The organism is Caldisericum exile AZM16c01, from assembly GCF_000284335.1.
GTDB classification, from domain to species: domain Bacteria; phylum Caldisericota; class Caldisericia; order Caldisericales; family Caldisericaceae; genus Caldisericum; species Caldisericum exile.
The window spans coordinates 479,005-505,277 of sequence record NC_017096.1; the positions used below are offsets into that span (position 1 = coordinate 479,005).

23 protein-coding genes are annotated in these 26,273 nt (G+C 35.6%); 8 read left to right on the forward strand and 15 right to left on the reverse strand.

Annotated features, from left to right (window positions below; genetic code table 11):
• The first annotated feature begins 42 nt into the window (after window positions 1-42).
• Entirely contained in the window at window positions 43-654 is a 612-nt protein-coding gene (locus tag CSE_RS02335; RefSeq protein WP_014453035.1) for a class I SAM-dependent methyltransferase, read from the forward strand.
• Here CSE_RS02335 and CSE_RS02340 read toward each other — a convergent pair whose 3' ends face one another.
• Genes CSE_RS02340 through CSE_RS02350 form a run of 3 tightly spaced genes read right to left on the reverse strand, consistent with a single transcriptional unit; the run spans window position 655 to window position 2,368 of the window.
• Window positions 655-939, reverse strand: a complete 285-nt coding sequence (locus CSE_RS02340; protein WP_014453036.1) for an MTH1187 family thiamine-binding protein — start codon at window positions 937-939, stop codon at window positions 655-657.
• A gap of 25 nt (window positions 940-964) precedes the next feature.
• Entirely contained in the window at window positions 965-1,417 is a 453-nt protein-coding gene (locus CSE_RS02345; protein ID WP_014453037.1) for an NfeD family protein, read from the reverse strand.
• A 21-nt stretch (window positions 1,418-1,438) separates the two neighbouring features.
• On the reverse strand, window positions 1,439-2,368 hold the full coding sequence (locus CSE_RS02350) for an SPFH domain-containing protein (protein ID WP_014453038.1): 930 nt from the start codon (window positions 2,366-2,368) through the stop codon (window positions 1,439-1,441).
• Window positions 2,369-2,448: 80 nt separating this feature from the next.
• Between CSE_RS02350 and sdaAB the strand changes: the two genes are divergently transcribed.
• Together sdaAB and sdaAA are read left to right on the forward strand one after the other, a co-directional pair.
• Entirely contained in the window at window positions 2,449-3,123 is a 675-nt protein-coding gene (sdaAB, locus tag CSE_RS02355) for an L-serine ammonia-lyase, iron-sulfur-dependent subunit beta (protein ID WP_014453039.1), read from the forward strand.
• A 9-nt stretch (window positions 3,124-3,132) separates the two neighbouring features.
• Window positions 3,133-4,023 (forward strand): L-serine ammonia-lyase, iron-sulfur-dependent, subunit alpha, encoded by an 891-nt coding sequence (gene sdaAA / locus CSE_RS02360; protein ID WP_014453040.1) that lies wholly within the window; start codon window positions 3,133-3,135, stop codon window positions 4,021-4,023.
• Window positions 4,024-4,733: 710 nt separating this feature from the next.
• Here the strand turns inward: sdaAA and CSE_RS02365 are convergent.
• From CSE_RS02365 to CSE_RS02390, 6 genes are all read right to left on the reverse strand, one after another.
• A complete protein-coding gene (locus CSE_RS02365) occupies window positions 4,734-6,152 on the reverse strand; it encodes an IS110 family transposase (protein ID WP_014452577.1) in 1,419 nt (472 codons plus the stop codon).
• 803 nt (window positions 6,153-6,955) lie between these two features.
• Complete coding sequence (locus CSE_RS02370) at window positions 6,956-7,690, reverse strand: amino acid ABC transporter ATP-binding protein (RefSeq protein ID WP_014453042.1); 735 nt, start codon at window positions 7,688-7,690, stop codon at window positions 6,956-6,958.
• Window positions 7,683-8,339 (reverse strand): amino acid ABC transporter permease, encoded by a 657-nt coding sequence (locus CSE_RS02375; RefSeq protein WP_014453043.1) that lies wholly within the window; start codon window positions 8,337-8,339, stop codon window positions 7,683-7,685. The genes CSE_RS02370 and CSE_RS02375 overlap by 8 nt, the downstream gene beginning before the upstream one ends.
• A gap of 12 nt (window positions 8,340-8,351) precedes the next feature.
• On the reverse strand, window positions 8,352-9,368 hold the full coding sequence (locus CSE_RS02380) for a beta-sandwich domain-containing protein (protein WP_014453044.1): 1,017 nt from the start codon (window positions 9,366-9,368) through the stop codon (window positions 8,352-8,354).
• 283 nt (window positions 9,369-9,651) lie between these two features.
• Entirely contained in the window at window positions 9,652-10,287 is a 636-nt protein-coding gene (locus CSE_RS02385) for a phosphatase PAP2 family protein (protein ID WP_014453045.1), read from the reverse strand.
• The gene (locus CSE_RS02390) at window positions 10,284-11,126 is read right to left on the reverse strand and encodes a DegV family protein (RefSeq protein ID WP_014453046.1); all 843 of its coding nucleotides are present in this window, start codon (window positions 11,124-11,126) and stop codon (window positions 10,284-10,286) included. The genes CSE_RS02385 and CSE_RS02390 overlap by 4 nt, the downstream gene beginning before the upstream one ends.
• Window positions 11,127-11,226: 100 nt before the next feature.
• Here CSE_RS02390 and CSE_RS07855 point away from each other — a divergent pair, with 100 nt between their 5' ends.
• Window positions 11,227-12,405: a glycerol-3-phosphate acyltransferase gene (locus CSE_RS07855; RefSeq protein WP_014453047.1), complete on the forward strand. Its 1,179-nt coding sequence runs from the start codon at window positions 11,227-11,229 to the stop codon at window positions 12,403-12,405.
• Here CSE_RS07855 and CSE_RS02400 read toward each other — a convergent pair.
• From CSE_RS02400 to CSE_RS02420, 5 genes are all read right to left on the reverse strand, one after another.
• Window positions 12,402-13,031 (reverse strand): WG repeat-containing protein, encoded by a 630-nt coding sequence (locus tag CSE_RS02400; RefSeq protein ID WP_014453048.1) that lies wholly within the window; start codon window positions 13,029-13,031, stop codon window positions 12,402-12,404. The two genes, CSE_RS07855 and CSE_RS02400, sit on opposite strands and share 4 nt — an antisense overlap.
• Before the next feature lie 59 nt (window positions 13,032-13,090).
• Window positions 13,091-13,687 (reverse strand): hypothetical protein, encoded by a 597-nt coding sequence (locus CSE_RS02405; protein ID WP_156785885.1) that lies wholly within the window; start codon window positions 13,685-13,687, stop codon window positions 13,091-13,093.
• Window positions 13,688-14,279: 592 nt separating this feature from the next.
• Window positions 14,280-14,849: a hypothetical protein gene (locus CSE_RS02410; protein WP_014453052.1), complete on the reverse strand. Its 570-nt coding sequence runs from the start codon at window positions 14,847-14,849 to the stop codon at window positions 14,280-14,282.
• Between the two features lie 19 nt (window positions 14,850-14,868).
• The gene (locus CSE_RS02415) at window positions 14,869-15,444 is read right to left on the reverse strand and encodes a hypothetical protein (RefSeq protein ID WP_014453054.1); all 576 of its coding nucleotides are present in this window, start codon (window positions 15,442-15,444) and stop codon (window positions 14,869-14,871) included.
• A 386-nt stretch (window positions 15,445-15,830) separates the two neighbouring features.
• On the reverse strand, window positions 15,831-17,501 hold the full coding sequence (locus tag CSE_RS02420) for an IS1634 family transposase (protein ID WP_014452655.1): 1,671 nt from the start codon (window positions 17,499-17,501) through the stop codon (window positions 15,831-15,833).
• 776 nt (window positions 17,502-18,277) lie between these two features.
• On the opposite strand from CSE_RS02420, the gene CSE_RS02425 reads away from it, so the two are divergent.
• On the forward strand, window positions 18,278-19,234 hold the full coding sequence (locus tag CSE_RS02425) for a DNA recombination protein RmuC (RefSeq protein ID WP_014453055.1): 957 nt from the start codon (window positions 18,278-18,280) through the stop codon (window positions 19,232-19,234).
• Here the strand turns inward: CSE_RS02425 and CSE_RS02430 are convergent.
• Entirely contained in the window at window positions 19,231-20,493 is a 1,263-nt protein-coding gene (locus tag CSE_RS02430) for a DUF2334 domain-containing protein (protein WP_014453056.1), read from the reverse strand. The genes CSE_RS02425 and CSE_RS02430 overlap by 4 nt on opposite strands.
• Before the next feature lie 81 nt (window positions 20,494-20,574).
• Between CSE_RS02430 and CSE_RS02435 the strand changes: the two genes are divergently transcribed.
• From CSE_RS02435 to CSE_RS02445, 3 genes are all read left to right on the forward strand, one after another.
• Window positions 20,575-21,237, forward strand: a complete 663-nt coding sequence (locus tag CSE_RS02435) for a glycerophosphodiester phosphodiesterase (protein WP_014453057.1) — start codon at window positions 20,575-20,577, stop codon at window positions 21,235-21,237.
• A gap of 100 nt (window positions 21,238-21,337) precedes the next feature.
• On the forward strand, window positions 21,338-23,092 hold the full coding sequence (locus CSE_RS02440) for an ABC transporter ATP-binding protein (RefSeq protein WP_014453058.1): 1,755 nt from the start codon (window positions 21,338-21,340) through the stop codon (window positions 23,090-23,092).
• Window positions 23,089-25,467, forward strand: a complete 2,379-nt coding sequence (locus CSE_RS02445) for an ABC transporter ATP-binding protein (protein ID WP_014453059.1) — start codon at window positions 23,089-23,091, stop codon at window positions 25,465-25,467. Before CSE_RS02440 ends, CSE_RS02445 begins: the two co-directional genes overlap by 4 nt.
• Window positions 25,468-26,273: the final 806 nt, after the last annotated feature.

A 26,273-nucleotide genomic window follows, 5' to 3' on the forward strand; every position in this document is an offset into this window, starting at 1 on the left:
ATAAAGTTGACTTTATCGAAAATTTGATTACAATTCATTCAGATGGACAAAATTCACTACTATGATGGAGAGATTTACAAAAGGATAATAGATCCGAATTTAGCAGGTCTTAGAAATGAAATTCTTTCGTGCATTAAGAACTGTAATAAATGCATTGATATAGGAAGTGGCACAGGAGCACTTGTGATTGGGTTAGGTTCTATTTGTAAAAGCGTAATTGGCATTGACCTATCTTCAAAAATGATTGAAATTGCTTCAAAAACGAAGACCGAAATGACCCTTACCAATGTGGATTTTATTCATGGTGGCATAGACGTCCTAAAAACTTTTGAGGATGGGGAATTTGACTTTGCAACATTCTCAATGTCTCTTCACGAAATGGAAGAGTCTGAGAGATTTTTGGTTCTTAACGAGGGATTGAGAATTGCAAGAGAAGTTATCATTGCAGATTATTTGATAAAAGCCAAGACATTTTTCTCTGACCTTGGTGTAATTTTTGTTGAATTCGTTGCAGGCTTAAACCACTTTAAAAATTACATTAATTTTAGACAGCATGGTGGCATCCAATATCTAATTGAACGCACTAACGCAAAGGTTATTTCAAGGAGAACTTATTCAACAATTTTTGAAATAGTGCGCCTTTCAAAATACTAATTATTTTCTATATTTCTTTACCTTCTCTTCGATTGTAACTCCGTTTTTCTTATCGTCAATTTTTATAACTGTAAAGACCCTTCCCGAGCCTTTGTCTCTTGCAACGATATGCGCCTTTTTTATCACTTCAAGCAGCGTATCAAGGTCACCTTCAATGGTAGTGCTATTTGCAGAGACTTCATACTTTAAACCTGAATCAATCACAACTTTTATTGCTTCATCAACAATTTCGTAAATCTCGTCTTCTGGAACTGCAGGAATTACCGTAAATTCCGCAATTGCCATATAAACCTCCTAAATAAAAAGGGTTTCAATCCCTATTTGCCTCTTTTACTATGAGTTTTACGCCTTGAACTCTCGTTACAACAACTTTTTTGCCTTTTTCAATGACACTTCCATCTTCGCTTAGTGCAGACCAATAACGCCCTTCTACAAGCACTTCTCCGTCATAACTTAAGTCTTTTACATCCTTTGTTACAAGTCCAATTTTTCCTACGATGCTATCGATATTTGTCTTGTACTGATACCCTATAAGCTTGAGCTTCTTTTTTAGCAAAAACTCTGAAGAGAGAATTAGTGAAAGTGAGGTTATAATGAAAACGACAATTTGAACGGTAAATCCTACGTCCAACAGGTTAAGTATAAGCGAAACAATTGCAGCAACACCAAACCAGATTGCGAAGAATGTTAAAGTATTTATTTCAATAATAGAAGATACGGCTGCAACTAAAATCCAAAAAATCGTTAAATTTAGCTTGCTCATATGTGCCTTCTTTCAGGCTTTTTACTTTTCACTTCCGCCTTTTTCTTCCTCTTTTGTAAAGATTTCTTTTATTGTGCCAAGCGAGCCCAATAGTGCCGATGACTCATAAGGAAGGAATATCTTAGTTGCTTTACCATCTGCAATTTTATTTAAGGTATCAAGGTAATTAATCGCAATAACATCTTTTGTGGGTTGTCCTCTGTGGATTCCCTGGAAATATACTTCTGCTGCATCCCCTTTTGCCTTTGCAACGGTAATGAGTGCCTGTGCTTCACCTTCTGCTCTTAAAATTTGTGCTTGCTTGTCGCCTTCTGCAGTGAGTATCTTTGCCTGTCTTTCACCTTCAGCTTTAAGGATTGCCGCTTGCTTTACACCTTCTGCCTCAAGAATTGTTGCACGTTTATCACGTTCTGCCTTCATCTGCTTTGTCATCGCTTCTTGAATTTCTGGGGGTGGCATAATCGACTTTATTTCAACTCTTGTAACTTTTATACCCCATGGGTCTGTTGCAACGTCGAGGTCGTGCCTTAAAGTCTCGTTAATTTTTTCTCTTGAAGTGAGGAGTTCATCAAGCGTTAAGTTTCCACATACATTTCTTATAGCGGTTTGCGTAAGTTTTAGTATTGCCTGGTCTACATCTTGCACTTCGTAAACTGCCTTTACTGGATCTGTTACCATGTAGTACATAACATTGTCAATTTTCACAACAACGTTATCCTTTGTGATTATCTCTTGCGAGGGATAATCCCATACTTGTTCCCTTAGATCAACAACTTTTCTTATACTTTCAATAAACGGGATAAGGACATGTAATCCCGGTCTAAGAGTTCTTGAATATTGTCCAAGCCTTTCAACAACGGAAGCGCTTGCCTGTCGCACAACGATAACGCTTCGGAGAGCAATTGCAATTACTACAAGAATGAGAATTACAAAAAGAATCAATTGTATCATTTTTCACCTCCTATTTTAATCAATATATTTTAACACTATTTTCAATAATTGAGAAATTTAAATTGTTGTATAATTACAATATGGGAATTTTTGAAATAATTGGACCAATAATGATTGGGCCATCGAGTTCACATACGGCAGGTGCAGTTAGGATTGGAAAGTATGCAAGGCGTATTTATGGTGTTGAGCGTCCTTTTGACCTTGTTGAAATCGACCTTTTTAATTCATTCTCAGAATCCGGCAAAGGGCACGGAACTGATCTTGCGCTACTATCGGGTATTTTGTGTTTCAATGTTGATGATGAACGTATTCTTAAGGCATTTGATATTGCACATGAAATGGGTATAAATTACAAAATTAACTTTAAAGGGATTGATGAAGATTTTCCTGAGAATACGGCCAAGATAACATTTTATAATGGTGAAACATCTTTTTACATTTTTGGGGAATCAATTGGTGGTGGTTTGATCCATATTTTTAATGTGAACGGTTACAGAGTAAGTCTTTTTGGAAGGCACCCAGTGTTAATCGTTGTTGCAAAAGATGTGAGAGGTATTGTTGCGCATGTCTCAAAAGTGATTTTAGATGCGGGCATAAACATTGCAAAAGCAGAAATTGAAAGAGATTCCTCGATTGGTGAGTCGCTTTCTGTTTTTAAACTTGATGCTGATTTTCCAAAAGATATGATTCCCTTGATCCTCGAAAACAAAAACATAAAAGAAGCAATAACAGTTGAAAGGCTTGAGGAACTTTAGGGTGATATCATGAAGATAAAATTTAAAAGTTTTGCAGACTTGAAAGAAAAAGCAAACTCATCTGGGCTCAGCCTTTCCAAGTTTCTTATTTATTATGAGGCTTTGAACGAGGGAAAAGATGAAGAGTTTGTCATAAATAGGATGGACAAAACGCTTTATGCAATGGAAGAAGCAATTGAAAAGGGCTTAAGAAATAAAAACATCTCGAAGACAGGCTTTGTGAATGGTTGGGCATACCAATTAAAGGAATATATAAGTAATAATAGTTTTCACCTTCTTTCGCCTGAATTTACTGAGGTTATCTTAAATACCATCGCAGTATCTGAGATGAATGCGTGTATGGGGCGAATTGTTGCAGCACCGACGGCTGGCTCATGTGGTGTTTTACCAGGTTCACTTATAACGATTGCAAAGTTAAAGGGAGTTGAACGACAAAAATTAATTGAAGCGCTTTTTGTTGCAGGGGGCATAGGAGAAGTCTTCCTGAACCTTGCAAGTTTGTCTGGTGCACGTCATGGCTGTCAAGCAGAAGTTGGAGCAGCCTCTTCCATGGCTTCAGGTGCAATTGTTTCACTTTTTTCTGATGATATTGATAAAATTGAAAGTGCTTCGGCTTTTGCGCTAAAAAATGTATTGGGGCTTGTGTGTGATCCAATTGGAGGATTTGTTGAAATTCCTTGTATCAAGAGAAATGTAATGGGTGCAGTAAATGCCATTGCTTCAGCACAGATGGCCCTTGCAGGGATTAATACGATTATTCCTCTTGATGAGGTTATTATCGCAATGAAGCGCATTGGAGAGCGACTTCCTCTTGAGTTGAGAGAAACAGGTGAGGGTGGCATTGCTGCAACTGAAACTGCAAAGCGTCTTTTACAAAAATTCAAGGAAAGACAAGAATAAAAAATTCCTTACAAGCGAAGCATATCATCTGTTATACAAGTGAATATTTGGAGGGTCTACCTTCCTTAAATTGAAAGGCGAAGATGCCTCACAGTATTTAGGTATGACAATTATTGAAGGGAGATGTGCTCTTCAAATTCCCCTTAACTTCAAAATCCCATTTGATTTTTTGTTTGTCATTCCGAAGGCTTTAGCCTGAGGAATACCTACCTTAGAGGGGGACAAGAAGACCCCCCCTCTAACTCCCCCTGAAAGGAGGAGGATTTTTATTTTTTGGGTGAAGTTATAGGAGGGTATCCTAATTAGAGGGGGATTAGCAAGACTCCCCCTCTAACTCCCCCTGAAAAGGCGGAGATCCCTCACATTCGTTCGGGATGACTTTTTTGGGGGGTACTGAGGGGGGTATTTTACCCCTCAGATTGAGAGAAGGAGATGCCTCAGAAAGTCATTTCGGCATGACTACAAGATAATTGTGTTATTGGGGGAGTACTGAGGGGGTATTTCGCCCCCTCAGATTTTGAGTCATGTCGAGCGAAGCGAGACATCTCCTCAGTTAATATTAGAGAGGATTAACAAGACCTCCCTCTAACTTCCCCTAAAAGGCGGAGATTTCTCGTGGCTTCGCAACTTCGAAATGTACCGTGTTAAGTCAATACCTTTTCATGAGAATTTTGAAAGTTTTTAGAAAATTGTTTTCCATATAGTAGTTATCAGTATTCTGCAATATTTGGATAGTGGTTTAATGTGTTATCTAATGGTATAGGTATGTTATTGATGGTGGTATTGATCTTTTCCTTCTTCTCTTTCTGTTGTTTTAGAATTTTCATTAATGCTTTCTTTTCTTTTATTCTTTCATGTTCCTTAAGGATCTCTTTTCCCATATCCTCATCTAATCCATATATTGGATCATATGACTTATTGAGCTTCACAATTGAGAATGCCTGTCTTATGAGTTTATTTGCAACTGCAATATGTATGAGTTTCTTCTCCTTTCCCTTAGTGAGGAGTCTATTGTATAGCAATTTGCACTGAGTATTGTATCTTGATGCAGATAGAGATGCCATGTAGAGTAATTGTCTTAGATATGGATTTCCCATCTTTGATATGTTGTATGATGCTCTTTTTACACTCTTGCCAGATTCCTTTATTGATGGTGTAAGTCCTACATATGAGGAAACCTCCTTTGCATCGTTAAATGAATCAAATGTGCCAAAGTATGCAATGATAGCAGAGGCAGTTCTTTTACCTATACCTGGTATACCTGTGAGTCTTATGAATAGTTCTCTGTATTTCTCCTTGTTTTTAATTACATTGTCTATCTTCTTTTCTATCTCTTTTATCTCTTTCTCTAATTCAATTAATACTCTCTTTAGACTCTCTATTGCATCATGAGCATATGAATCTGGATATTGCTCTAATGCCTCTATCTCATTGAGTATTCTTGTCCTTGTTCTTTTGAGTCCTTCAAGGGTTTTAATGAGTATCTTTATCTCAAGTTTATCTTCATATGAGGAATCTAACAAAAATGACCTAAGAGTCTCATACTGTCTTGAGGATATGTTTGATCTATTACTTGAAACTGCCTCATACACATACTGACAGATTGTCTCTGATGCAATTTTATCTGTTGATGCTCTATCAAGGGATTCTTCAGTATACTTTCTTATTACCAATGGATTAATGACATAGATGAAGATGGGTATATTGTATAATCTATCTTCATTTGCTTTATGTTCTCCAATTCCTCTTTTCCACTTAAGCAACTGAAGTGCAAGTCTTGCATGGTATGAACCAGTTGATTCAAAGAGGATATGAACTTCGGTAATAGTAGGAGTATTATCAGTAGTGGTAGTATTAGCAATACTATTGGTAGTACTATTAGTAATACTATTAGTATTGGTATTAGTATCATTTTTCTTTTTGCTTTTCTTTGTACCTTTTTTCGTTTCTTCTAATTTCTTCTCTAATTCAAACTCCTTTTTAATTCTCTTTTCAATTTCTTTTATTAGATCTTCAATACCTTCATCTTTGTTTGAGAAGACACGACTCTTTCTCTTTTTGCCATCAAAGAAAGACACATCGAGTTTCTCTTTTGAAACATCAATACCAATAGCAAGTATTGACTCCATCTATCCAACCTCCTATAATGGTAATAGTTATTTTAGGTATGTGATTATTGAGTTTTCCTCTTGACCTATCATCGTAAATACAGGCTAATGTGCCTAATGTACCAAGTGCAGGTTCTTGAGGAAAAGGGGAAGTGGTTTTAACATTTCGAACGGTTTTAATAAACCAATGACCGGATAAAAATCATCACTTCCCCACATACCTCTAACAATACTTACGATGCACTGTTAAAGAATATGCTCCTCATTCTCACTACCTACACTATTATATACGATGACTAATTGCTATTTTAGGGTGGAGTTGGAAGAGGGCGGAATCCTCCTCCATTAAGAGAGATTTCTCAGTCGCTTATGCTCCTTCGGAATGACGCACACTTAGTCATTCCGAAGCGGAAGGCAAGGAATCTACTAAGTTAAATAAAATGGATAAAAGCCTAATGCGAACCCCCCAACTATTTTATACGTAAAAATATTCGCAAGTTTTTCGGAAACTTTCAATCCTACAAACCTTCATAAATAGTATGTTTTTAATTTTAGCGGAAAAGAAAACCACCCTTAAAACCCTGCACAGTACCGTAGAGTAGGCATCAATACTAAATTACCACCCCATTAAAATTTCGTTTTTGAGAAGCGTTTTGGAATAGAATGGGTTGAAGTACCTAAAACAAGTTTTTTGCCTCTCTAAACGCACGTAAATGAAAGGTAAAAAAGCCTCACTAACAAAGCCTTTATTAACTGTAAAATATTAGTATCTTACAAATACCTTGTAAAATCCCTTATAAATAGTGCATAGTTACATTTTAAAATTACACAGTGTATACACTAAGCACACTTCTAAGGAATTTTCTTGCTCTATCTGTTTGCGGGCTTTCAAAAAATTCAAGAGGATTTCCTTCCTCAACAATCCGACCATCGGCCATAAAAATAACCCTATCAGCAACCTCTTTTGCAAAAGATATTTCGTGTGTTACAACAACCATTGTCATACCATTCTCCGCAATTTCTTTCATTACATCAAGCACTTCCTGAATCATTTCAATATCAAGTGCAGAGGTTGGCTCATCAAAGAGCATTAATTTAGGTTCCATGGCAAGCGCCCTTGCTATTGCAACACGCTGCTTTTCGCCACCTGAAAGTTCCTTTGGATAGTGATTGAGTCTATGTCCAAGTCCAACTTTTTTTAGGTAATTTACTGCAATATCTCTTGCAAGATTTTTATCCATTTTCTTTACAACCACTGGTCCAAGCATAACATTTTGAAGCGCAGTAAGGTGAGGGAAAAGGTTAAAGTGCTGAAAAACCATTCCGATTTCCTCTCTTAATTTGTTGAGGTTTGTCTTTGGGGTTATAAGACGTCCCTCATAATAAATCTCGCCTGATGTGGGTAATTCAAGTGCATTCAAACATCTTAAAAATGTGCTTTTCCCTGCGCCTGATGGCCCAACAATCACGACCTTTTCTCCCTTTTGCACTTCAAAGTTAATGTTCTCAAAAACTGGAACCGACCCAAATCTCTTTGTTAAATTAACTGTCTTAATCACCTTTTGCAAACCTCCTTTCGAGATTTTGTGAAAGCCTTGTTAAAGGAATCGTAAGTAAAAGATAAATGATGCCTGCAGCAAGGTACGGTGTAAGCACATTTGCCGTTGCAGATGAAATTTGCTTTGACTTATACGTAAGTTCTGCAATACCTGTGATCATAACAAGTGAGGTGTCCTTTAATAACGCAACGATTTCATTTGTAATTGGTGGAATTACTCTTCTTATTGTTTGAGGAAGAATTACATGTCTCATTGTTTGGTAATAATTCATGCCAAGCGAGTTTGCTGCCTCAAACTGCCCAAAGGAAATTGATTCAATCCCTGCTCTGAAAATCTCTGAAATGTATGCAGCAGAGTTGAAGGAAAGCGCCACAACTCCTGAGGTAAATGCGTCAAGTTTAAGCCCAAAACCTGGAAAAACATAATACACAATGAGTATTTGAAGAAGAAGAGGTGTGCCTCTTAAGGCGTCCACATAAATTGAAGAGAGCCCCCGTAAAAGAGGGCTCTTTGAAATGCGCAACAATGCAATAAAAAGGCCAAATACTATACCGAAAATCATTGCAAGAAAAGTTAAACCAAGTGTTGTTTTTAGTCCTTGGAGAAGAAATGGCAGCGTTTGAATGAATAAGTCCAATCTAAATTGCATAAACGATCACCTCTATGGGATAGATTGAGGATCTGTTCCAAACCACTTTTTGTAAAGTATAACGTATTCGCCATTTGACTTGATTTCTTTTAATGCATTATTTATTGCATCTCTCAATTCTGGCTCATCTTTTCTAAAGGCGATTCCGTATTGCTCAGTTGTGAAAAGGGAACCTACAAGTTTTACCTTTGGATGAGTCTTTGCATAGTAGAGCGATACAGGAAGATCATTTATTACTGCATCGATTCTTCCAATTTCAAGATCGGAGAGTGCAAGTTGAATGTCAGGATAACTTTTTACAATTGCACCTTTAATCTTTTTTGCAGCCTCTTCACCTGTTGTTCCTGTCTGCACGCCGACGGTTTTTCCGACAAGGTCCTCTGGTTTTGTTATTGAATTATTGCTTGATTGGACGGCAATCACCTGTCCTGAATTGTAGTAAGGGTCTGAAAAATCAACTTCCTTTTTCCTTTCATCTGTAATGGTCATTGCTGAAATTATTGCATCAAACTTCCCTGTTTGTAAGGCAGGAATTATACCCGAAAAATCTGCCGTCACGATTTGCACCTTTACACCGATTTTACTTGCAAGAAGGTTTGCAAGATCAACGTCAAACCCAATGGCATTTCCCGTTTGTGGGTCAATCCACTCAAAAGGTGCATAAGTTGTGTCAGATCCAAAGACAATTACGCCTGCTCTTTTAACTCTTGCAAGAGAGTTAAAAGTAAGAGTAACTTCTTTTGAGACACCACTTCCCGAAACCTTGATGCTTTCTTGGTAAGGTGTTGCACCGTCTGCCTCAACTTTTAGAACGTAATCCCCTGCTTTTACATTACTAAATACAAATTTTCCATTTGCATCTGTTGAGGTTTGTTGGTCATTTAAATACACGGTTGCTCCTTGAACTACAACACCACCCTGGTCCTTTACAACGCCACTTACCTGTCCTGAACTTGCGCAACCTGTTAATACTCCTAACATTACAAGAGACACTAACACCACCGCTACTACCTTTGTAAATCTTCTCATCTTTTTCCTCCTATAAATTAAAAATGGCCGGCTTCTTGCGCCGGCTTATAAAAAACAATATAAATGTGTATTAGCCCGCCGGCGCTCTTGTGCGGGGATGTTTTTTAGCATGTTTTCTTGTAGCCAAAACTAAAATTGTATTTTCCATATTTTCCTCTTAATTTGTGTGAATTTTATTGAAGTTTTGAAAAATGTCAATAGGCTTTTACTGGTGTATCTCTTGAGTTTGTGTTATATGAAACAAGATTAAAAGCATGTTTATTAACAAATAATTAATTTTTCTTTAATATTCATTTTTGAGATTAAATGCTTTGTAGAACACAAGGAAAATTCCTATTGCAAGGGGTGCACCGATAATATCAGCAATTACATGCTGCTTTAAAAATTGTGTCGAAAGGATTATTAAAATTGCCCATATCGACATTAAGTATGCAATTAGCTTGTATTTCTTTTTTACAAACCAAACTGAAGAAGCCAATGCAGATGTGCCACAATGTAAACTTGGGAAGCAATTATATGGGTTGTCGCTTGAATATAATTTTACAACCTCATTCACAAAATAATTATTTCCAATTGTTATTTGAGGTCGTGGAACGTATGTTTGGAACACTACATACACAAAATTGCTTACAAGAAAAAGAGTAATAAAAGAAAGAGAAAGTGGGGTAAATATACGTGGATGGAAGATGAAAAAGAAAAGAAGTGTGAGGTAAATAACAGGTTCAAGTGAATTATATATAACAATAAACTGTGGAATGAATGGCACGAGTTTATCAAATGATGTTGCAAGTACATGCACATTTGCGGTTGCATGGTTTGTAAAATCATAAATTTTCGACGTGTAATAAATAACGACCGCAAGAACAGTATTTATTAGATAGAGTTTGTAGTTTTTCTTTAAAAATTCCATTATATTCATGTTTCGCCCCTAAGTATCCCAACGCCAAGCCATTCTGGTCCTGCGTAGTTCCCAATTGAGCAACCTACCTGAATGAGGTCTGGATTTACCCCAAAGGTATGTTTCACATATTCTCCAAATTCGTTTGCTTCATCTCGGTTTAGTCCGTACATGATTGCAACTTTCTCTAAACCGAACTCATTAAATTCGTTTGCGATAAATTTCTTGAGGTATTCCTTTGCCTTGCTAAAACTTCTAAATACGCTTTCAAGTTTTATGAGACCATCCGTGAACGAGAAGACAGGCTTTACATTTAAAACGCTTCCGATAAGTGCGATTTCTTTTTTGATGCGTCCACTTGCGCCTAAATATTTAATTTCGCTTAAGGCAAATCTATCCCTAAGTCTTTCAACAACTTTATTTGTTTGATTATAGACAGTTTCAAAATCGAATCCCTTCTGTATTAAACTTAGCGCATGTTCCGTTAAATATCTTATTGCATAGATTGAAGATTTTGAATCTATAATTTTTATTGCATTTGTTTTAAGAGTTTCTATTGCAAGCCTTGCAGAATTTATAGTGCCACTTACTTTCTCCGAGATAAGGATCGATATTGCGGTGTCTCCATTCTCAATTACAGATTTAAAGACATTAATGAAATCGTCAGGAGAAGGTTGTGAAGTTTTTGGGAATTCGTCTGCATTTTTGAGAAACTGATAAAACTCCTCTATTGATATATCTTCACCTTCCTTAAAGTCTCTTTCCTTATAGAAGATCCTTATTGGAACAACTTTAATGTCGTTTGATTTTACAAACTCATTTGAAAGATACGCTGTTGAGTCAACGACTATTTTTATCATTTTCTCCTCCAAGTAGTTATAGCACATTATATGAAAATTGTGAAAAAACGTATAAAATAATGAAAATGGAAAATATTTGTAGTATTGTGAAGAGGCGTCCATGGAAATGCTTTTAAAAGCAATTTTTCCAATTGTTATTGGTTATCTTATTGGAAGTTTCTTACCTGCGTATTTTATAGGAAAATTAAAAGGAGTTGATGTAACAAAAGCAGGTTCAAAAAATCCGGGTATCGCAAACACGGCAAATCTTTTTGGATATAAAATGGCAATTCTTGTTGGTATTTATGATATCTTTAAATCTCCGCTTGCTATCTTCGTAGCGTTAAAGTTGGGTGCATCTTTACCAGTTGCGTTCGCCTCAGGTTTTTCAGCCGTTTTGGGGCATATTGCTCCATTTTATCTTCGGTTTAAAGGTGGTCGTGGAATGGCAGCATCTATTGGTGTTATGGGCTATTCGCTTGTGCTACTTCTTATGCATGATGTACGCTTTGCCTATGTATTTATTCCGATAATTCTTATTATTGCACTTTTATTTTTTATGCGGAATAAATGGCACTCTGCTGACACCATTACACTTTTTGTGTTACCTTTGTTTGTCATTGCAGTTATTCTTTACTATAGCATCCGTGTGGAAAGTGTTGCATTTCTCATCGCAGGTCTTTATAGTGTTGTACAAAGAGTAGAGTATCTACTTAGCGAAAAATTTAAAGAAGCAACCATTGAAGAAAGAAAACTTCTGTCAAGAAAGTGGTTAAGGCCGTTTGCATCCATATTTGCAATAGGGATTATGTTCTACAAAATATACACGCTTATTCTTCTTGGAGCGGTGCTTCTTGCATTTATCATTTTTGAAGCATTACGATTTTCAAAAAAACGCTTTAAAGGGCTAATCCCTTATAAAGCAAGTGAAGAAAAACGCATATCATCTATGGTTATGTTTTTACTTGGTGCATTTATGACTTTGTCTTTCTTTTCGCCTTCAATTGGCTCGCTTGCAGTTATGTTTACAATCTTTGGAGATCTTTCCGCTTGGAGTATAGGTGTTAGTATTGGAAAATTCCACATCTTTGCTGGGAAGACTCTTGAAGGGACCATTGCTGCATTCTTAACAAATACTCTTATTGCATCAATTTACTACAAACTTGGGCTTGTAAGTGTTGCCGTATTTTTGACTGGGGCAATTGTTGCAACTCTTGCAGAACTTGCTCCGTTTGAGGATGACAATTTCTCAGTGCCACTTTTGAGCGCAATCACAATGAGTCTGATTAGCGAGCTTTAATCATCCTTGAAAAACTGGTGGTTATTCTTATCGATATAGCCGTCAAATTCCTTGAAACTAACAAGTGCAATGCCATTTTCAAAAGTTGAAGCAAAGTTATACATTGGCGCAATTACGAATCTTCCGCTCTTATCAATATATCCCCAAAGGCCATTCTTTTTTACGGGGGCAAGTCCTTCTTTGAAATCCGATGCATTTTCAAATTGAGGTGGTATCGCTACATTTCCTTTTGTATCAATATAACCAAATAATCCGTTTTTCATAAATAGTGCAAGCCCATCTCTGAATGCGCGAACCACTTCGAATTTTGGTTCAATTACAAAATCACCTTTTTCATTGATAAATCCATAATGATTATTTATCCTTACCTTTGCAAGACCATCTGTAAAGAACCACACATCCTCAAATTGAGGCTCGATAACAATTTTTCCATTTCTATCCGAAAATCCCCACAAGTTGCCCTTACGGTATGGCACAAGCAAACTTGAAGTGTTAGTGTTTGTGAGGTGAATTTGTGATGCACTGTTTGATTGTTTTGTTCTAAATATGTAAATACCTTCACCGATGGAAATTGTAAGTAAAACGATTACTACAAAAATTAAAAATCGATTTAATAGCTTCTGCATATTATCGCTCCTTTTTACATTATACAGAAAAATTCTATATTTTTTGCATTACTAAATCGCTACTTAATTGATAGAGTTATTTGTCCAGAGTAAGAAACATCTCCGCTTCCAGAGTTGAATATGTGGACATCATAACTGTGCTCAAGGCTCAAATTAGATGATAAACTGACGCTTCCATTTGCAGTTGTTACCCTTGCTACAATGGTGTTATTGGTTATGTCAGTTATATACAAAGTGATTGTGTAGTTTGGTAAGCATTTTAACGATATATTTATCCAATCTGCATTTGAATATGGCCCGTAGTCCCGTTGACTGTACTTAGGGACAGAGCCACTCATTGGAATGTAAATGCACCATTCAGGTTTAATTGGGGGCTTACTATTTTGAGGTACATTTACAATAACAGTTTTACCGCTAATAAGTTCGTTAAATGTCTTGCTCTCATTAGAAAGGACGTTCAATAATGAATCAAATGTCTTGTTTTGCGAGCTTTTTAATAATTCTTCGTAAACTTTTGCCGTGCTTTTTAATATGGAAAGATTGTCCTTGCTCATGTATGGTGTTATTACATTACTTTTAAGTTCAGGAAATTGATGAGAAGCTAAAGTATTTTGATTCGCTTGAGGAATAACTCCCAATAATATTGATAAAAGCATGCAAATTAGCATCAAAATGATTACTTTTTTCATTTTTGCTTTACCTCCTATCGAAAATATTATTGCACTTTTTAAAAATTTTTAATATTCTTAATAAAAATATCGCTTTTCGTAGTCTTTTTGCCTGTTTTTACCTCCTTTTCCTCCGGAGCCTTGCCCTCGTTTCAGCGCATCACCTCCAATCCCCAGGGAGATTCCGCTCCCAGTTATATCATATTTTATTCTCTCTCTTGTCAAGAGGTTTTAAAAAATTTTCTAAAAATTCTTATAAATTTTTTCTTCTCATATACAAGACCTACAAACTTACAAAAAAGTTCCATGAATTTGATAGAATTTTTAAGAAACTTTACAACTTATTAAATTTTGTAGTGTTTTCCGTATTTTTGGGTGTAGGCTACGGGAAATATTGTATTAAATGACTCTCTTAGTCTTGTGAAAATTTGAGCCTTTTCAGTTGATGGTCCCCTTTACATAAAGAAAAATACAAGTAAAAGCTTTGAATCTCTCAGATTAGGTTGTAGTATATAGTCAATAAAATCTAAAGAGCCCTAACAAGGGCTCCTTTAATAATGAGTTTCGATAAACTCAGTCTTTAATCTCCTGGGTACTTTTCTACATTCTTAATAGTCTTTTCTTTAGTTTTATATCTATATTCAATGCATGAATACGAAAAAAGCAAAAGAAGGTCAAGCAAGAAAACAGAGTAGACATTGAATAGAAATTTCATTAAGAAAAGAGCTATTGCTATCAATACAGGTAAGATGTAGGTAAATTTTTTGCATCCCTCAAAAAAAATGACAGTAAGATTATAAATAAACGTAGAAATGACTAAAGCTAAGTAAATAGCAGTCTTGTGCTTATACAATACTTCAAAAAAATGAAATCTAGTATAGGGAGAAGCAAAGATAAAAGCAAGGAAGAAAACAAAAACTAGAATCAGGCTTGCAAGGATAAAAACTTCGCCATAATTTTTTGTAGACAATTCTTTATCTAAAAGTGATTTTGTGGTGATTAAGATAATAGGTACAGAAATTATAAACAATAAAGCAAGCGACCATTCAGCAGTAAGAGCAAAATACCTAAACATCGTTAACGGGAATAGTGTTATTGCAATTACAAAGCCTAACTCTCTATTTAAGGTACTTAATGTTCTCTTGTTCATTTTTAAAATCCTAAATACTTTACTCGTTTTGAACAATTACAGTTGGCAAGATTACACCAGGAGTGTGGGCTAAATCAATTGCGCATTGGCTCGAACACCCAATTTCAAATGCAATCTTTATAACATCTGTAACATTTCTATCTATATTTGACTGAATGATACCTGTTATAAGCGCCCAAGCAAGGCTTTTGTATACGGCATAGTCTCCTGCAGGAATATATGGATAAACCACAAGAGAAGCTAATGACATTACTAAATCAAAATTTGTTTGTTTTTTATAGTTGCTAACCACAAAATCCCAGTACTGTGAAGTTGCCAAATCAACTGCTGCCTTTGGGTATCCATTTTGGTCCAAATAAGCATGACCATAAATAGTTCTTGAGCCGCCATAAAAATATTCTACTACTTTGAGAGAAGCATCGGAGTATTCATAGCAATTATAAGTTAAATTAGAACTTGCGTCATAAAAAGACCATTGCTTTACAAGAGTTGCAGCTTTTGCTTTTTCTAATGGATGAGACCATCCTACCATGGTGACGGACATTAGGATGACAATTAATAAAATACATAGCTTATTAACTTTTGATCTCTCCATTTTTAGCCTCCTTAAAATTTTATTATTTTTCTTTTCTCAAAATTTAGTTTTATCTACTCACTTTTTTTGTAATTATTTCTACTTTACCTCCTTTTCCTCGGAGCCTTGCCCTCGCTTCAACACATCACCTTCCTTTCAGAGGGAGATTTCACTCCTGCAGTTACTCAAAGATGTATATGTTACAAACATTTCCCTGAGTTTTCTCCTTTTTTATCAAATTAATAAATTTTTCCTTTTACTGTATTTTATCGTCCCCCTCTCTCTTGTCAATAAATTTTCCCGACTTTATCAGTTGACCTTGAACCAACCCGCATAAATCCTAAGAATTAATTTTTAAAAACCTTCATTTTGCTACTACAAACTTCTGTTTGATCTTTTTGTTCTGATTAGATTCTTAACTCTTCAAAGGGAGTAATGTTTTTTGGAGGTTTAATATGAAGTATTTTAAGAATCTTGTTACCAAGCTCATCCCACTTTGTTTTAAGATAGAATGAATGTCCTTCTGCACTAAATTCTGTAAGATTCATTAAGTTGAGTGCTTCTTTGATTCTTTCAGGTGATGCTTTGATATTATTCTCTTTAAGTGTTAGTTCAAGCGTTCTTTCAAGAAGGAAAGAGAGGAAACAAACAACAAAGTGGCCTTTGATTCTTTTTTCGGTCCAGTGGAAGATTGGCCTAACCTCCAACGTACTCTTCATTATCCTGAATGATTCTTCTATCTTCCATAGAGCATGGTGTGCATCAAGAATGTCATTTACATTCATATCAGTCTTGCTTACCTCTATTGCATAGTATCCATCAAACATCTCATCCCTTGACATTGCATTTTTATCCAATTCCCAGTTCAGCTTGTTTGTCTCCTTGAGGTATTTTCTTCCTCCACGCTTCAAGCTTCCACTGATAGCAGAAGGGTTATCAAGAAATTTTACTCCTTTATCAATCAACCTCTGCCTATCCTCTCTATCCTTTTGAGCTCTCAAGGGAGAATAAGTTACAAGGAGCTTCTCTTTGAGGTCATACAGTTTGTTATCTGTATCTCTTACAGTATTTACATAATCAAGCAGCTTGTATCTGAAGGTTTCTTCATCTTGGCTTGAATCGGCTGAATTGAGGTTAAGGGTATCTTTCCCTTTTATTGTGACGTACCCCTCTTCATTCAGGATACTTTCCTGCACATCCTTCTTCATGCTCTTTATGCGTGATGAAACAATGTAATCATACCCTTTATCTTTGATTTTCTTTAAGTTGAGCTTTGAATTTAGCCCTCTGTCTGCAACGATGATTACCCTGCGTATGCCAAACCTTCCACTGAGTTTATCAAGGGACGACTCAAGTGTCTTACCTTCAAAGGTATTGCCAGGAAAGAGTTCATATCCTATTGGCCGACCAACCATATCAATGAGCAGTCCTAAGACAACCTGCACTTCATTAACCCTATTTTCTTTGCTGAATCCAAAGTCTCTTAATGTATCCTTCTTTACGCTTTCAAACCTGAATGTTGTTGCATCATAGAAGACAACATCAACATTCATATTGAATAGGCTCTTCTGTTTGTTAAAAAGGTAATCTTCAATTGTTTCTTTATGCTCTGATAGTATGTCAAGGGAACGATAGAGGTGGTTTAATCCTACAGAAGGAAGATTAGCATAGTGCAGTTGATTGTTGTATGTTCCAAGCTTACTCTTTGGATTCATAAGGTGTTCTGCTGCCATTAAGAAGATAGAAGTGTTTAAGTCAAACTGGATATTTGTTTTCTCTCTCATATCATTAAGCAGTTTATTTAATCCATAGTTATCCCAGAGTTTCTTGTAGACAGCATAGCCAGTATTAACGACATTTCCACCTTTTACCGTATTCAGGTCAATCATATCCTTAAACTTTGATAGTTCTGCAAGGCGAAGGCCTAATCTTCCAAACATTGGGTTGTTCTCAATCATATCTAATCTACCAAGGTTAAGGATCACCTTGTGCTTTATGATACTTTTTTCTTTGTCTCTGTATGCCGAGACTATGGAGACATACTTATGCTTTCCAGACTTAGTAACTTTTACAAACATATCCTATTGTATCATAAATATTAAAAAATGCAAGCAAAAACAAGAAATAAATGATAAAATATTGCTACTACAATTTTAAAAAACAAAAAATTACAGCTACATAAATACTACATTCTTTAGATAAAAATACTCAAAAATGAAGAGTAAGTGATAAAGTCAGGATAAATTTTTCCTTTTACTGTATTTTATCGTCCCCCTCTCTCTTGTCAATAAATTTTTAAGAGATTTTTGGAAATTCTTTTTTTTACTTTAAGCAAAAATCCTTCCTCATATAATAAGACTTTCAAACTCTCAAAAAAGTTCTACAATTTGAAAAAAAATTTTTAAAAACTTTTCTAACTTATCAAATTTCAAAGCGTGAACTCACAAAGAAACCTGTAAATCTTCTTGCATTTTTGTCATATTTTGGATTTTTCTTTCCTACTTTAAAAATGGAACTTAGGAACAATATTCATTCAACTTTCTGCAGTATCATTGCTTAAATCGAATAGTTTCCTTTTTTAGCGTGTTTTACTCTTTATGAAGAATTAATTAAGAGTGTCTATAATTAGAAAGCGTCCTTAATATTTTCTTAAAATAAGGGAGACTCACTAAAATGAACTTTGTGGGTGGCTTTTTAGATATAAAAGAATAGATATTATCCTTTTTTGTAATGAGTATTTGAAATCGTAGAGCTCTTCTTTCTTTAAATTTTTAATTTCTGCACGAAAAAATATTTGAAAAAAATTCCAAAGTTGTAAAATTTATTTGTAAAATAGTAAATAGGAGGTGTTTTTATGAATACTACAGTTATTTTGGTTATTGGTTTAGTGGTTTTTGCAATAGCGATGTTAATTATGGTTTTGAAGATTTCACAAATGCAGGAGTCGTTAAAAAGTTCTGTGAAGGATTCTTTGCTTGAAAATATCCATAAACTCTATACATCTATTTCAGATCTCAAAGAGGAGTATGGAAAAATCACTTCAACGCTTTCAACCCTTTCTGATATTAGTAATGACACAAAGACTTTAAAATCGTATCTAACGAATACGAAAATACGAGGTTATTGGGGCGAGCGCCTTGTTGAGGATATTATAAATATTGTTGGGCTTAAAGAAGGTATAAACTATGTAAAGCAAACAACAGATAGTGACAGTAGACCTGACTTTACATTTTACCTTCCAAATGGAAAGGTTATAAACCTTGATGCAAAATTTCCACTTGATAACTACAAGAAGTTTATCGAAGCACAAAGTGAAGCTGAAAAAGAATCTTTTAAAAAAGAATTTATAAAGGATGTGAAGAATAGAATTAATGAAGTTGCAAAAAAGAATTATGTAAATGAAAACACCGTTGACTTTGCGTCAGTTTTTATTGCAAATGAAGGCACATATGCTTTTCTTTTAAGCGAAGAGCCTGGTATTATTGACGAAGCACTGTCAAAACAAATAGTTCTTACGTCTCCAACCACACTTTATGCGTTGCTTTCCGTCTTAAGAAAAGCAACTGAGTACTACATTTTGGAAAAGTCCGTAAGAGATGTCCTTGATTTGATGGTAAAATTTGAGAAAGAGTGGGGAAATTACCTTAAGGAGTTTGATAAATTAGACAAAGCAATTAACGATTTAAAAGACACATATAACAAATTGGTTACAACACGAAAGGACAAATTGGACTCCGTTTTAACAGAAATCGAAAGCAAGAAGGCTTTAATGGAAGAAACCGAAAACGAAACACAGGAAAAGGTAAATTAATTCAAAATAATTATTACTTTATTAAAAGGGTTTACTTGAATAACTGCAAGAAATTTGGATATAAACTCTTTCGAAATAAGGATTTGTTGGTTTTTAGCAAGCATTACTATGCCTGGAATTTTATTGTTTGAAGTATATTTCTTGTCATTTGTAAAAATCATACCATTTGTTATTTTAAATTTGTTGCCGTTTACTTCAAATTGAACGGAGCCATTTGAAACTGTATATTTGATATTCATAGAAGATAAAATTTCTACGAGTGGCAGATAAACTGTTTTGTTCTTAAAGACTAATTTATCTTTCAATACTAAATACAGGTTATTTACTGTGTAAAATTTTTCGCTTGGATAAAATGTTACGAAATTTAAATCATTTATCGTTTTAAATGTAAAACCCATTTTCTTAAGCCCTGTTATAAGTGTCTCAAGATATTCAAGACTTGAGCTAATATCAAACTTTAAGGTATTTGGTCCTCCGTAAAGCCTTTTAAAGTTTTCATATGGATGGAAAAAGAAACTTACGAATCGACTACTCCTTGCGCTAAAGAGAATTCTTTCAACATCAAATTTACTTTGCACCATTAATTGGGGTGCAGGGATAAAATAAACTGGTTTTTTATCATCTCTTAAATTGTAATAAACAGAAACAGTTTTTGACCAATGGAATTGGAAGTCGGGCTCATAAAATAAGGTAAAATACTTTGCAAATATTTTGTATTGAGAGGGTGTTGCGGTGTAATGTGGGGTTTCCCAGTAACAAAATTTAATACCTGATTTTTCAAACGTTTCAATTGCACTTTTTATATGACTTTCTGCGCAGGAATCTGTCGAGCACTCGGCACATTTTCCAAATTCAAAATCAGAAGTTGAAACACCGCTATCATGTTGATGAGTATAGCCATGAATTCCAACAATACCGCCATGAGAAGCCATATATAAAATGGTTTCTCTAAATGCTTTCATCTTGGGATTGTTTGTATCGCTCATATCGAGGTGGATATTTTCCAGTGGATTTATGTAAATGGGGACAACCGATACATGGAATGGCACATGTTCATCATAAAGGTAATCAGCAGTTTTTCTTAACACTTCAAGGCCGTTTACTTGTATTGCGTACCACGGGCTTACATCCTCAAGCCTTATAAGTGCTATTTTAGGTTCTGTAAGACTGGGATAAGTTTTCTCATTTGCAAATACTGTTTCACATACATTTAAAAATAAAGCCAAAATAATAAAGATAATAATTATTTTCTTTTTCATGCTTTGATAATTATACTCATTTACATATAGAAATAAAAGGGTTTTTGAAAACGAATGTTATAATATCTCGGGGAGGCAAATATGAAGGTATTAGGGCATAGAGGTTGTAAGTACGAAATCGAAAACACGATTCGAAGTTTTGAAAAAGCCTTTGAGCTTGGCGCAGACGGGATTGAACTTGATACGCAATCAACTCTTGATAACACAATTGTTGTTTCTCATGATGAAAATCTCAAACGTGTTTTTGGAGTTGATTTTAAAATTCGAGAACATACACTTTTCGAACTTGAAAGTATTTCAAAGGATGGCGAAAAGGTCCCTACGCTTGAGAGTGTCCTTGAAATTGCAAAAAGTAGAAGCAAAATGGTAGATGTGGAATTAAAAAACCCGAAGGATCTTGAGGCTGTTGCAAAAATAGTCCAAAGTTTTAATTACGGTGGATTTTTTATTTCGTCTTTTTACCACAGAGCGATGCTTGAGGGAAAAGAGCGTTTTCCAAAAATCAAATTTGCGTTTCTCTATGCGCATGTCCCGGAGGATGTATCGCTATATGCAAAGAAAATTGATCTTTTGAAGCCTGAAATTGAATTTGTAACACCTGAATATAGGAATTATGCTTCAATTACAATTCCATGGACTGTAAACGAAAAAGAAGACTTTGAAAAACTTTACGATTTAAATGTATTTGCTGTTATCTCAGACTATCCTGACAAAATCATCGAATTTCTTAAAGAAAAGACTTAGGTAAGATAACTTGCAAATAATTTTTTAGGTGTTATAATGATTTCATGATTCATTTAAGATATTATATAAATTTTAATGTAGAATTTCTTAGGAGGTATCTATGCAGAGCCTTTTAAAACTCTATGCAAATTTAAAAAAGTACTTGTTTCTAATAGTTGGAGCAGTTTTTCTCATCTACCTTCAGGTGCGAGCAAACCTTGAACTTCCCACTATCATGTCGAAAATCGTAAACAATGGTATCCTACCAGGGGACATAAATTACATTTGGCAACAAGGTATGTTTATGCTTTTTATTGCGGGTTTAGGCATACTTGCTTCTATTGCTGCAAATTTCCTTACATCCCATGTCTCAATGGGACTTGGAAGAGACATAAGGAGCAAATTTTTTAAACATGTAGAAAGTTTTTCTCTTTATGAGTTTAATAAATTTGGCGCATCAACACTTTTAACGCGAACATCAAACGATGTTGTGCAAATTCAACAATCAACGCAGATGCTTATAATGATGCTTTCAAACGCTATTTTTACGGGGATTGATGCGCTCATACTTGCGTATAATGCAAGTCCATATCTTACGAGAGTCCTCTACGTTGCTATCCCAACCGTTGCGCTTATAATAGTCCTTTTTATTAATCCTGTAACGAAACTGTTTTTACTCATACAGAAGGAGATCGATAAGATTAATAGGGTCGTAAGAGAAAACATTATGGGTGTTAGAGTAATAAGAGCATTCAACAAAACTGAATATGAAAAGAAAAGATTTGATGTTGCAAACCTTGACGTGACAAATACCTATATAAGGGCAAATAGAATAATGGCAGTACTTATGCCGCTTTTAATGATTGGGATGAACCTTGCAACAGTTGCAATTATCTGGTATGGAGCAAAGGGAATTGATTTAGGAAACACAAACCTTGGATCAATGGTTGCATTTATTCAATATGCAATGATGATTTTGATGAGTATTGTTTTTCTTACTATTCTTTTTGTTATGCTTCCCCGTGCAGTTGCAGCAAGCGAAAGAATCGTAGAAGTTCTTGAAACTCCAATTGAAATAAAGGATAGAGAAAAACCAAAGACGTTTCCAGATGAAAAAAAAGGAAGCATCCAATTTATCAACGTTAGTTTTAAATATCCAAATGCAGAGGAACCTGTTCTTCGTGATATAACTTTTGAAGCAAAACCAGGAGAAGTCGTAGGAATTCTTGGAACAACAGGAAGCGGTAAGTCAACCCTTGTAAGCCTTATACCAAGGCTCTACGATGTAACTTCAGGGCAACTTCTGATCGATGGCGTTGATGTAAGGGAAGTTCCTCAGGAAGAGTTAAGGAGGCGCATAAGTTATGTGCCTCAGCGTGCTGTTATATTCACTGGCACTGTAAAAGAAAACATAAGAATTGGTAAACCTGATGCAACAGATGAAGAGATTATTGAGGCAGCAAAAATTGCACAAGCACACGCCTTTATTGAAAGATTACAACAAGGTTATGATACGATTATTTCAGAAGGTGGAACAAACCTTTCGGGCGGACAAAAACAGAGAATTTCTATTGCAAGAGGAATCATAAGAAAGGGCGATATTTTTGTATTTGATGATTGCTTCTCTGCGCTTGACTTCAAAACCGAGGCAAAATTGAGAGCGGCTTTGAAAGATGTTATTAAAGGTTCGACTGTTATTCTTGTTGCTCAAAGGGTTGCAAGTGTTATGAGTGCAGATAAAATTGTTGTCCTTGATGAGGGAAGAATTGTAGGTATTGGAACACACAAAGAACTTTTGAATTCTTCAGAGGTTTATCGCGAAATTGTCTTCTCGCAACTGTCGCAGGAAGACCTCGTAAGGGAGGGTTTGGCATGAACGGAAAGAAGACAGAGACCCAACAGGCAAGAATTGGCCCAATGATTATGGGCGGTGGACCTCATGGTTTAAGAAGCGCTGTTGAAAAGCCAAGAGATTTTTGGGGCACATTTAAGCGTCTTATGGGATACTTAAAACCGCAACTTGGCAAATTAACTTTAATAATCTTTCTTGCTATTGCAAGCACGGTTTTTACGGTTTTTGGTCCAAGAATTAGTGGAAATGCTATTAATGAGATAACAAATGGGTTTATTGCTCAAAATCTTGTAGCCGGAGTTTCAAAAGCACAAGAGCAGACACTTCCTCAAGTTAAAACTATGCTTGATACATTAAATAAAGCAAAAACACAAGCAGAGAAAGTGGCAGAGGCTCAGGTTTTAAAACAATTCGAAGGGAAACAGGTTCCACAAAGTGTAATTGAAGAAGCAGTATCGAAGGCAAAGGAAAAAGCCGATAAAGAAGTGCTAACGCAATTTTTATCAAAGGCAAGTTTAACTGAGGATCAGTTCAAAGCCTTAGAGAGTTTTGTAAATTATCCATTTGTGAATACCATAAATGATTATTCTGAAAGAGCGAAAATTGTTGAAGATATAATTAACCTGAGTAAGAATTTACCTCTTGATAAACTTTCATCTTTCATGGGAAATACGGCGGGAAATACACCTCAAATGAGGAATTTTAAATTTTCAGAAACGGATCTTACAAATGCACTTGATATAATAAAGAAAAATGGTGGAAGGATTCCTTTTGACAGCTTAGGACAAATTCTTCTTTTACTTGTAGGTCTTTATGTATTAAGTTCATTCCTTACATTCCTTGTTCAGTATATAATGTCAGACGTTGCACAGAAGACCACCTACTCTCTTCGAAAAGACCTTTTCGAGAAACTAATGAGATTGCCTATAAGATACTATGACTCACATTCAACAGGCGATATTTTAAGTCGAATGAGTAACGATCTTGATACAATCTCAACAACTCTACAACAGAGTATTACCCAAATTATAATATCCATAACACAACTTATTGGCTATCTTATTATGATGCTCACGATAAGTGGTAAACTTACAATTATTGCTGTTTTAAGTTTGCCAGTTTATGCACTTACCATGTCTCTTATAATTAGATTCTCTCAGAACTTCTTTAGACAGCAACAAATTCACCTTGGGCGACTCTTAGGGCATGCTGAAGAAATGTATACTGGCCATGTTGTTGTAAAGACTTACAATAGAGAAAAAGATTCTATCGAGAAATTTGAGAAAATAAATAAAGACCTCTACGCTGCAAACTGGAAAGCGCAATTCTTAACAGGTATTATGATGCCTATGACAAACTTCATAAGTAACATTGCTTATGTATTCATAGCGGTTTTTGGTGGGATATATGTTGCTCATAATGTACTTAATCTCGGTGATATCACTGCATTTATTCAATATTCAAGGTCTTTCTCTCAACCGATAATTCAAATTGCAAATATTTCAAACGTTCTTCAATCAACGATGGCATGTGCAGAAAGAGTGTTCAATGTGATGGATGAAGAGGAAGAACTTCCAGATCCAAAGGATACAGTTTTCATTACCAATCCACGCGGGGAAATTGTTTTTGATAATGTTGATTTTAGTTATGTAGAAGAAAAACCACTCTTTGAAGACCTTAACCTTGTTGCAAAACCTGGAGAGATGGTTGCAATTGTAGGTCCAACGGGAGCAGGTAAAACAACTCTTGTAAATTTACTTATGAGATTTTATGAGATTAAAGATGGTGTAATTTGGTTTGATGGAGTTGATACAAGAAAGATTAAACGTGGAGACTTAAGAACAAAAATTGGAATGGTTTTACAGGATACATGGCTTTTCAATGGCACTATTAAGGAGAACATTGCTTATGGTAAAGATAATGCAACCGATGAGGAGATTTTCAAAGCTGCAAAATTAGCACATGCTGACAGGTTTATAAGAAGTTTGCCTCAAGGATATGATACGGTAATTAATGAAGAGGCTTCAAATATCTCTGCAGGGGAAAAGCAACTTTTAACCATCGCAAGAGCGTTTCTTGTTAACCCGATTGTGCTTATCCTTGATGAAGCAACAAGTAATGTTGATACAAGAACTGAAAAACTTATTCAAAAGGCAATGGAAAAGCTCATGCAGGGGAGGACGTCCTTTGTTATTGCTCACAGGCTTTCTACAATTAGGGATGCAAAGACAATCCTTGTTATGAATAATGGCAAGATTATTGAGCAAGGAACACATGAAGAACTTCTTAAGAAAAAGGGCTTCTATGCGGAACTCTACTACGCACAGTTTGTTGGTGCATTTGATAGCGACGTAGTTCCTAATCCAGAAGCACTAAGGACGGAAGAGGGAGTTAGTTAGAAACTTTTTAGACCCTTCAAGTGGGTTTATCATGTCGAGCAAAGCAAGACATATCTAATTTAGAGAGGGATTAACAAGGCCCCCCTCTAACTCTCCCTGAAACAGAATGTTTTTATTTTTGTTTGTCATTCCGAAGTGGCGAAGCCACGAGGAATCTCCTCTTTTTATATTAGAGGGGGATTAACAATTCTCCCCCTCTAACTCCCCCTGAAAGGCTAAGAAAATTTTTTATTTTTAGGGTGGAGTTGGAGGAGGGTGTCCTAATTTAGAGGGGGACCTAAAGGCTCCCCCTCTAACTCCCCCTGAAAGGCGGAGATCCCTCGCATTCGTTCGGGATGACTTTTTTTGGGGGGAGTACTGAGGGGGGTATTTTGCCCCCTCAGATTGAAATGAGGGGATGCCTCAGAAAGTCATTTCGGCATGACTACAAGATAATTGTGTTATTGGGGGAGTACTGAGGAGGGTATTTTGCCCGTCAGATTTAACTGAGGAGATCCCTCACATTCGTTCGGGATGACTTTTTTGGGGGGTACTGAGGGGGTTGTTTCCCCCTCAGGTTGAAAGGAGGAGACCCCTCGGAAAACAATCTCGGGGTGACTTCAATTAGAAAGGGGCACATCCCCTTTCTAACTTACCCCTAAGGATAAAAAGATTTTTTGTTTTGGGTGGAGTTGGAGGAGAGTATCCTTCCTCTAATAAGAAATAAATGTATTGGCGCATTTTAAATGAGTGGTGTTATAACTCCTAAAGCTTTTTTGCATCTCTTCAAAATCATTTGACAAGTAAATTTTGTAAAAATATTTTTG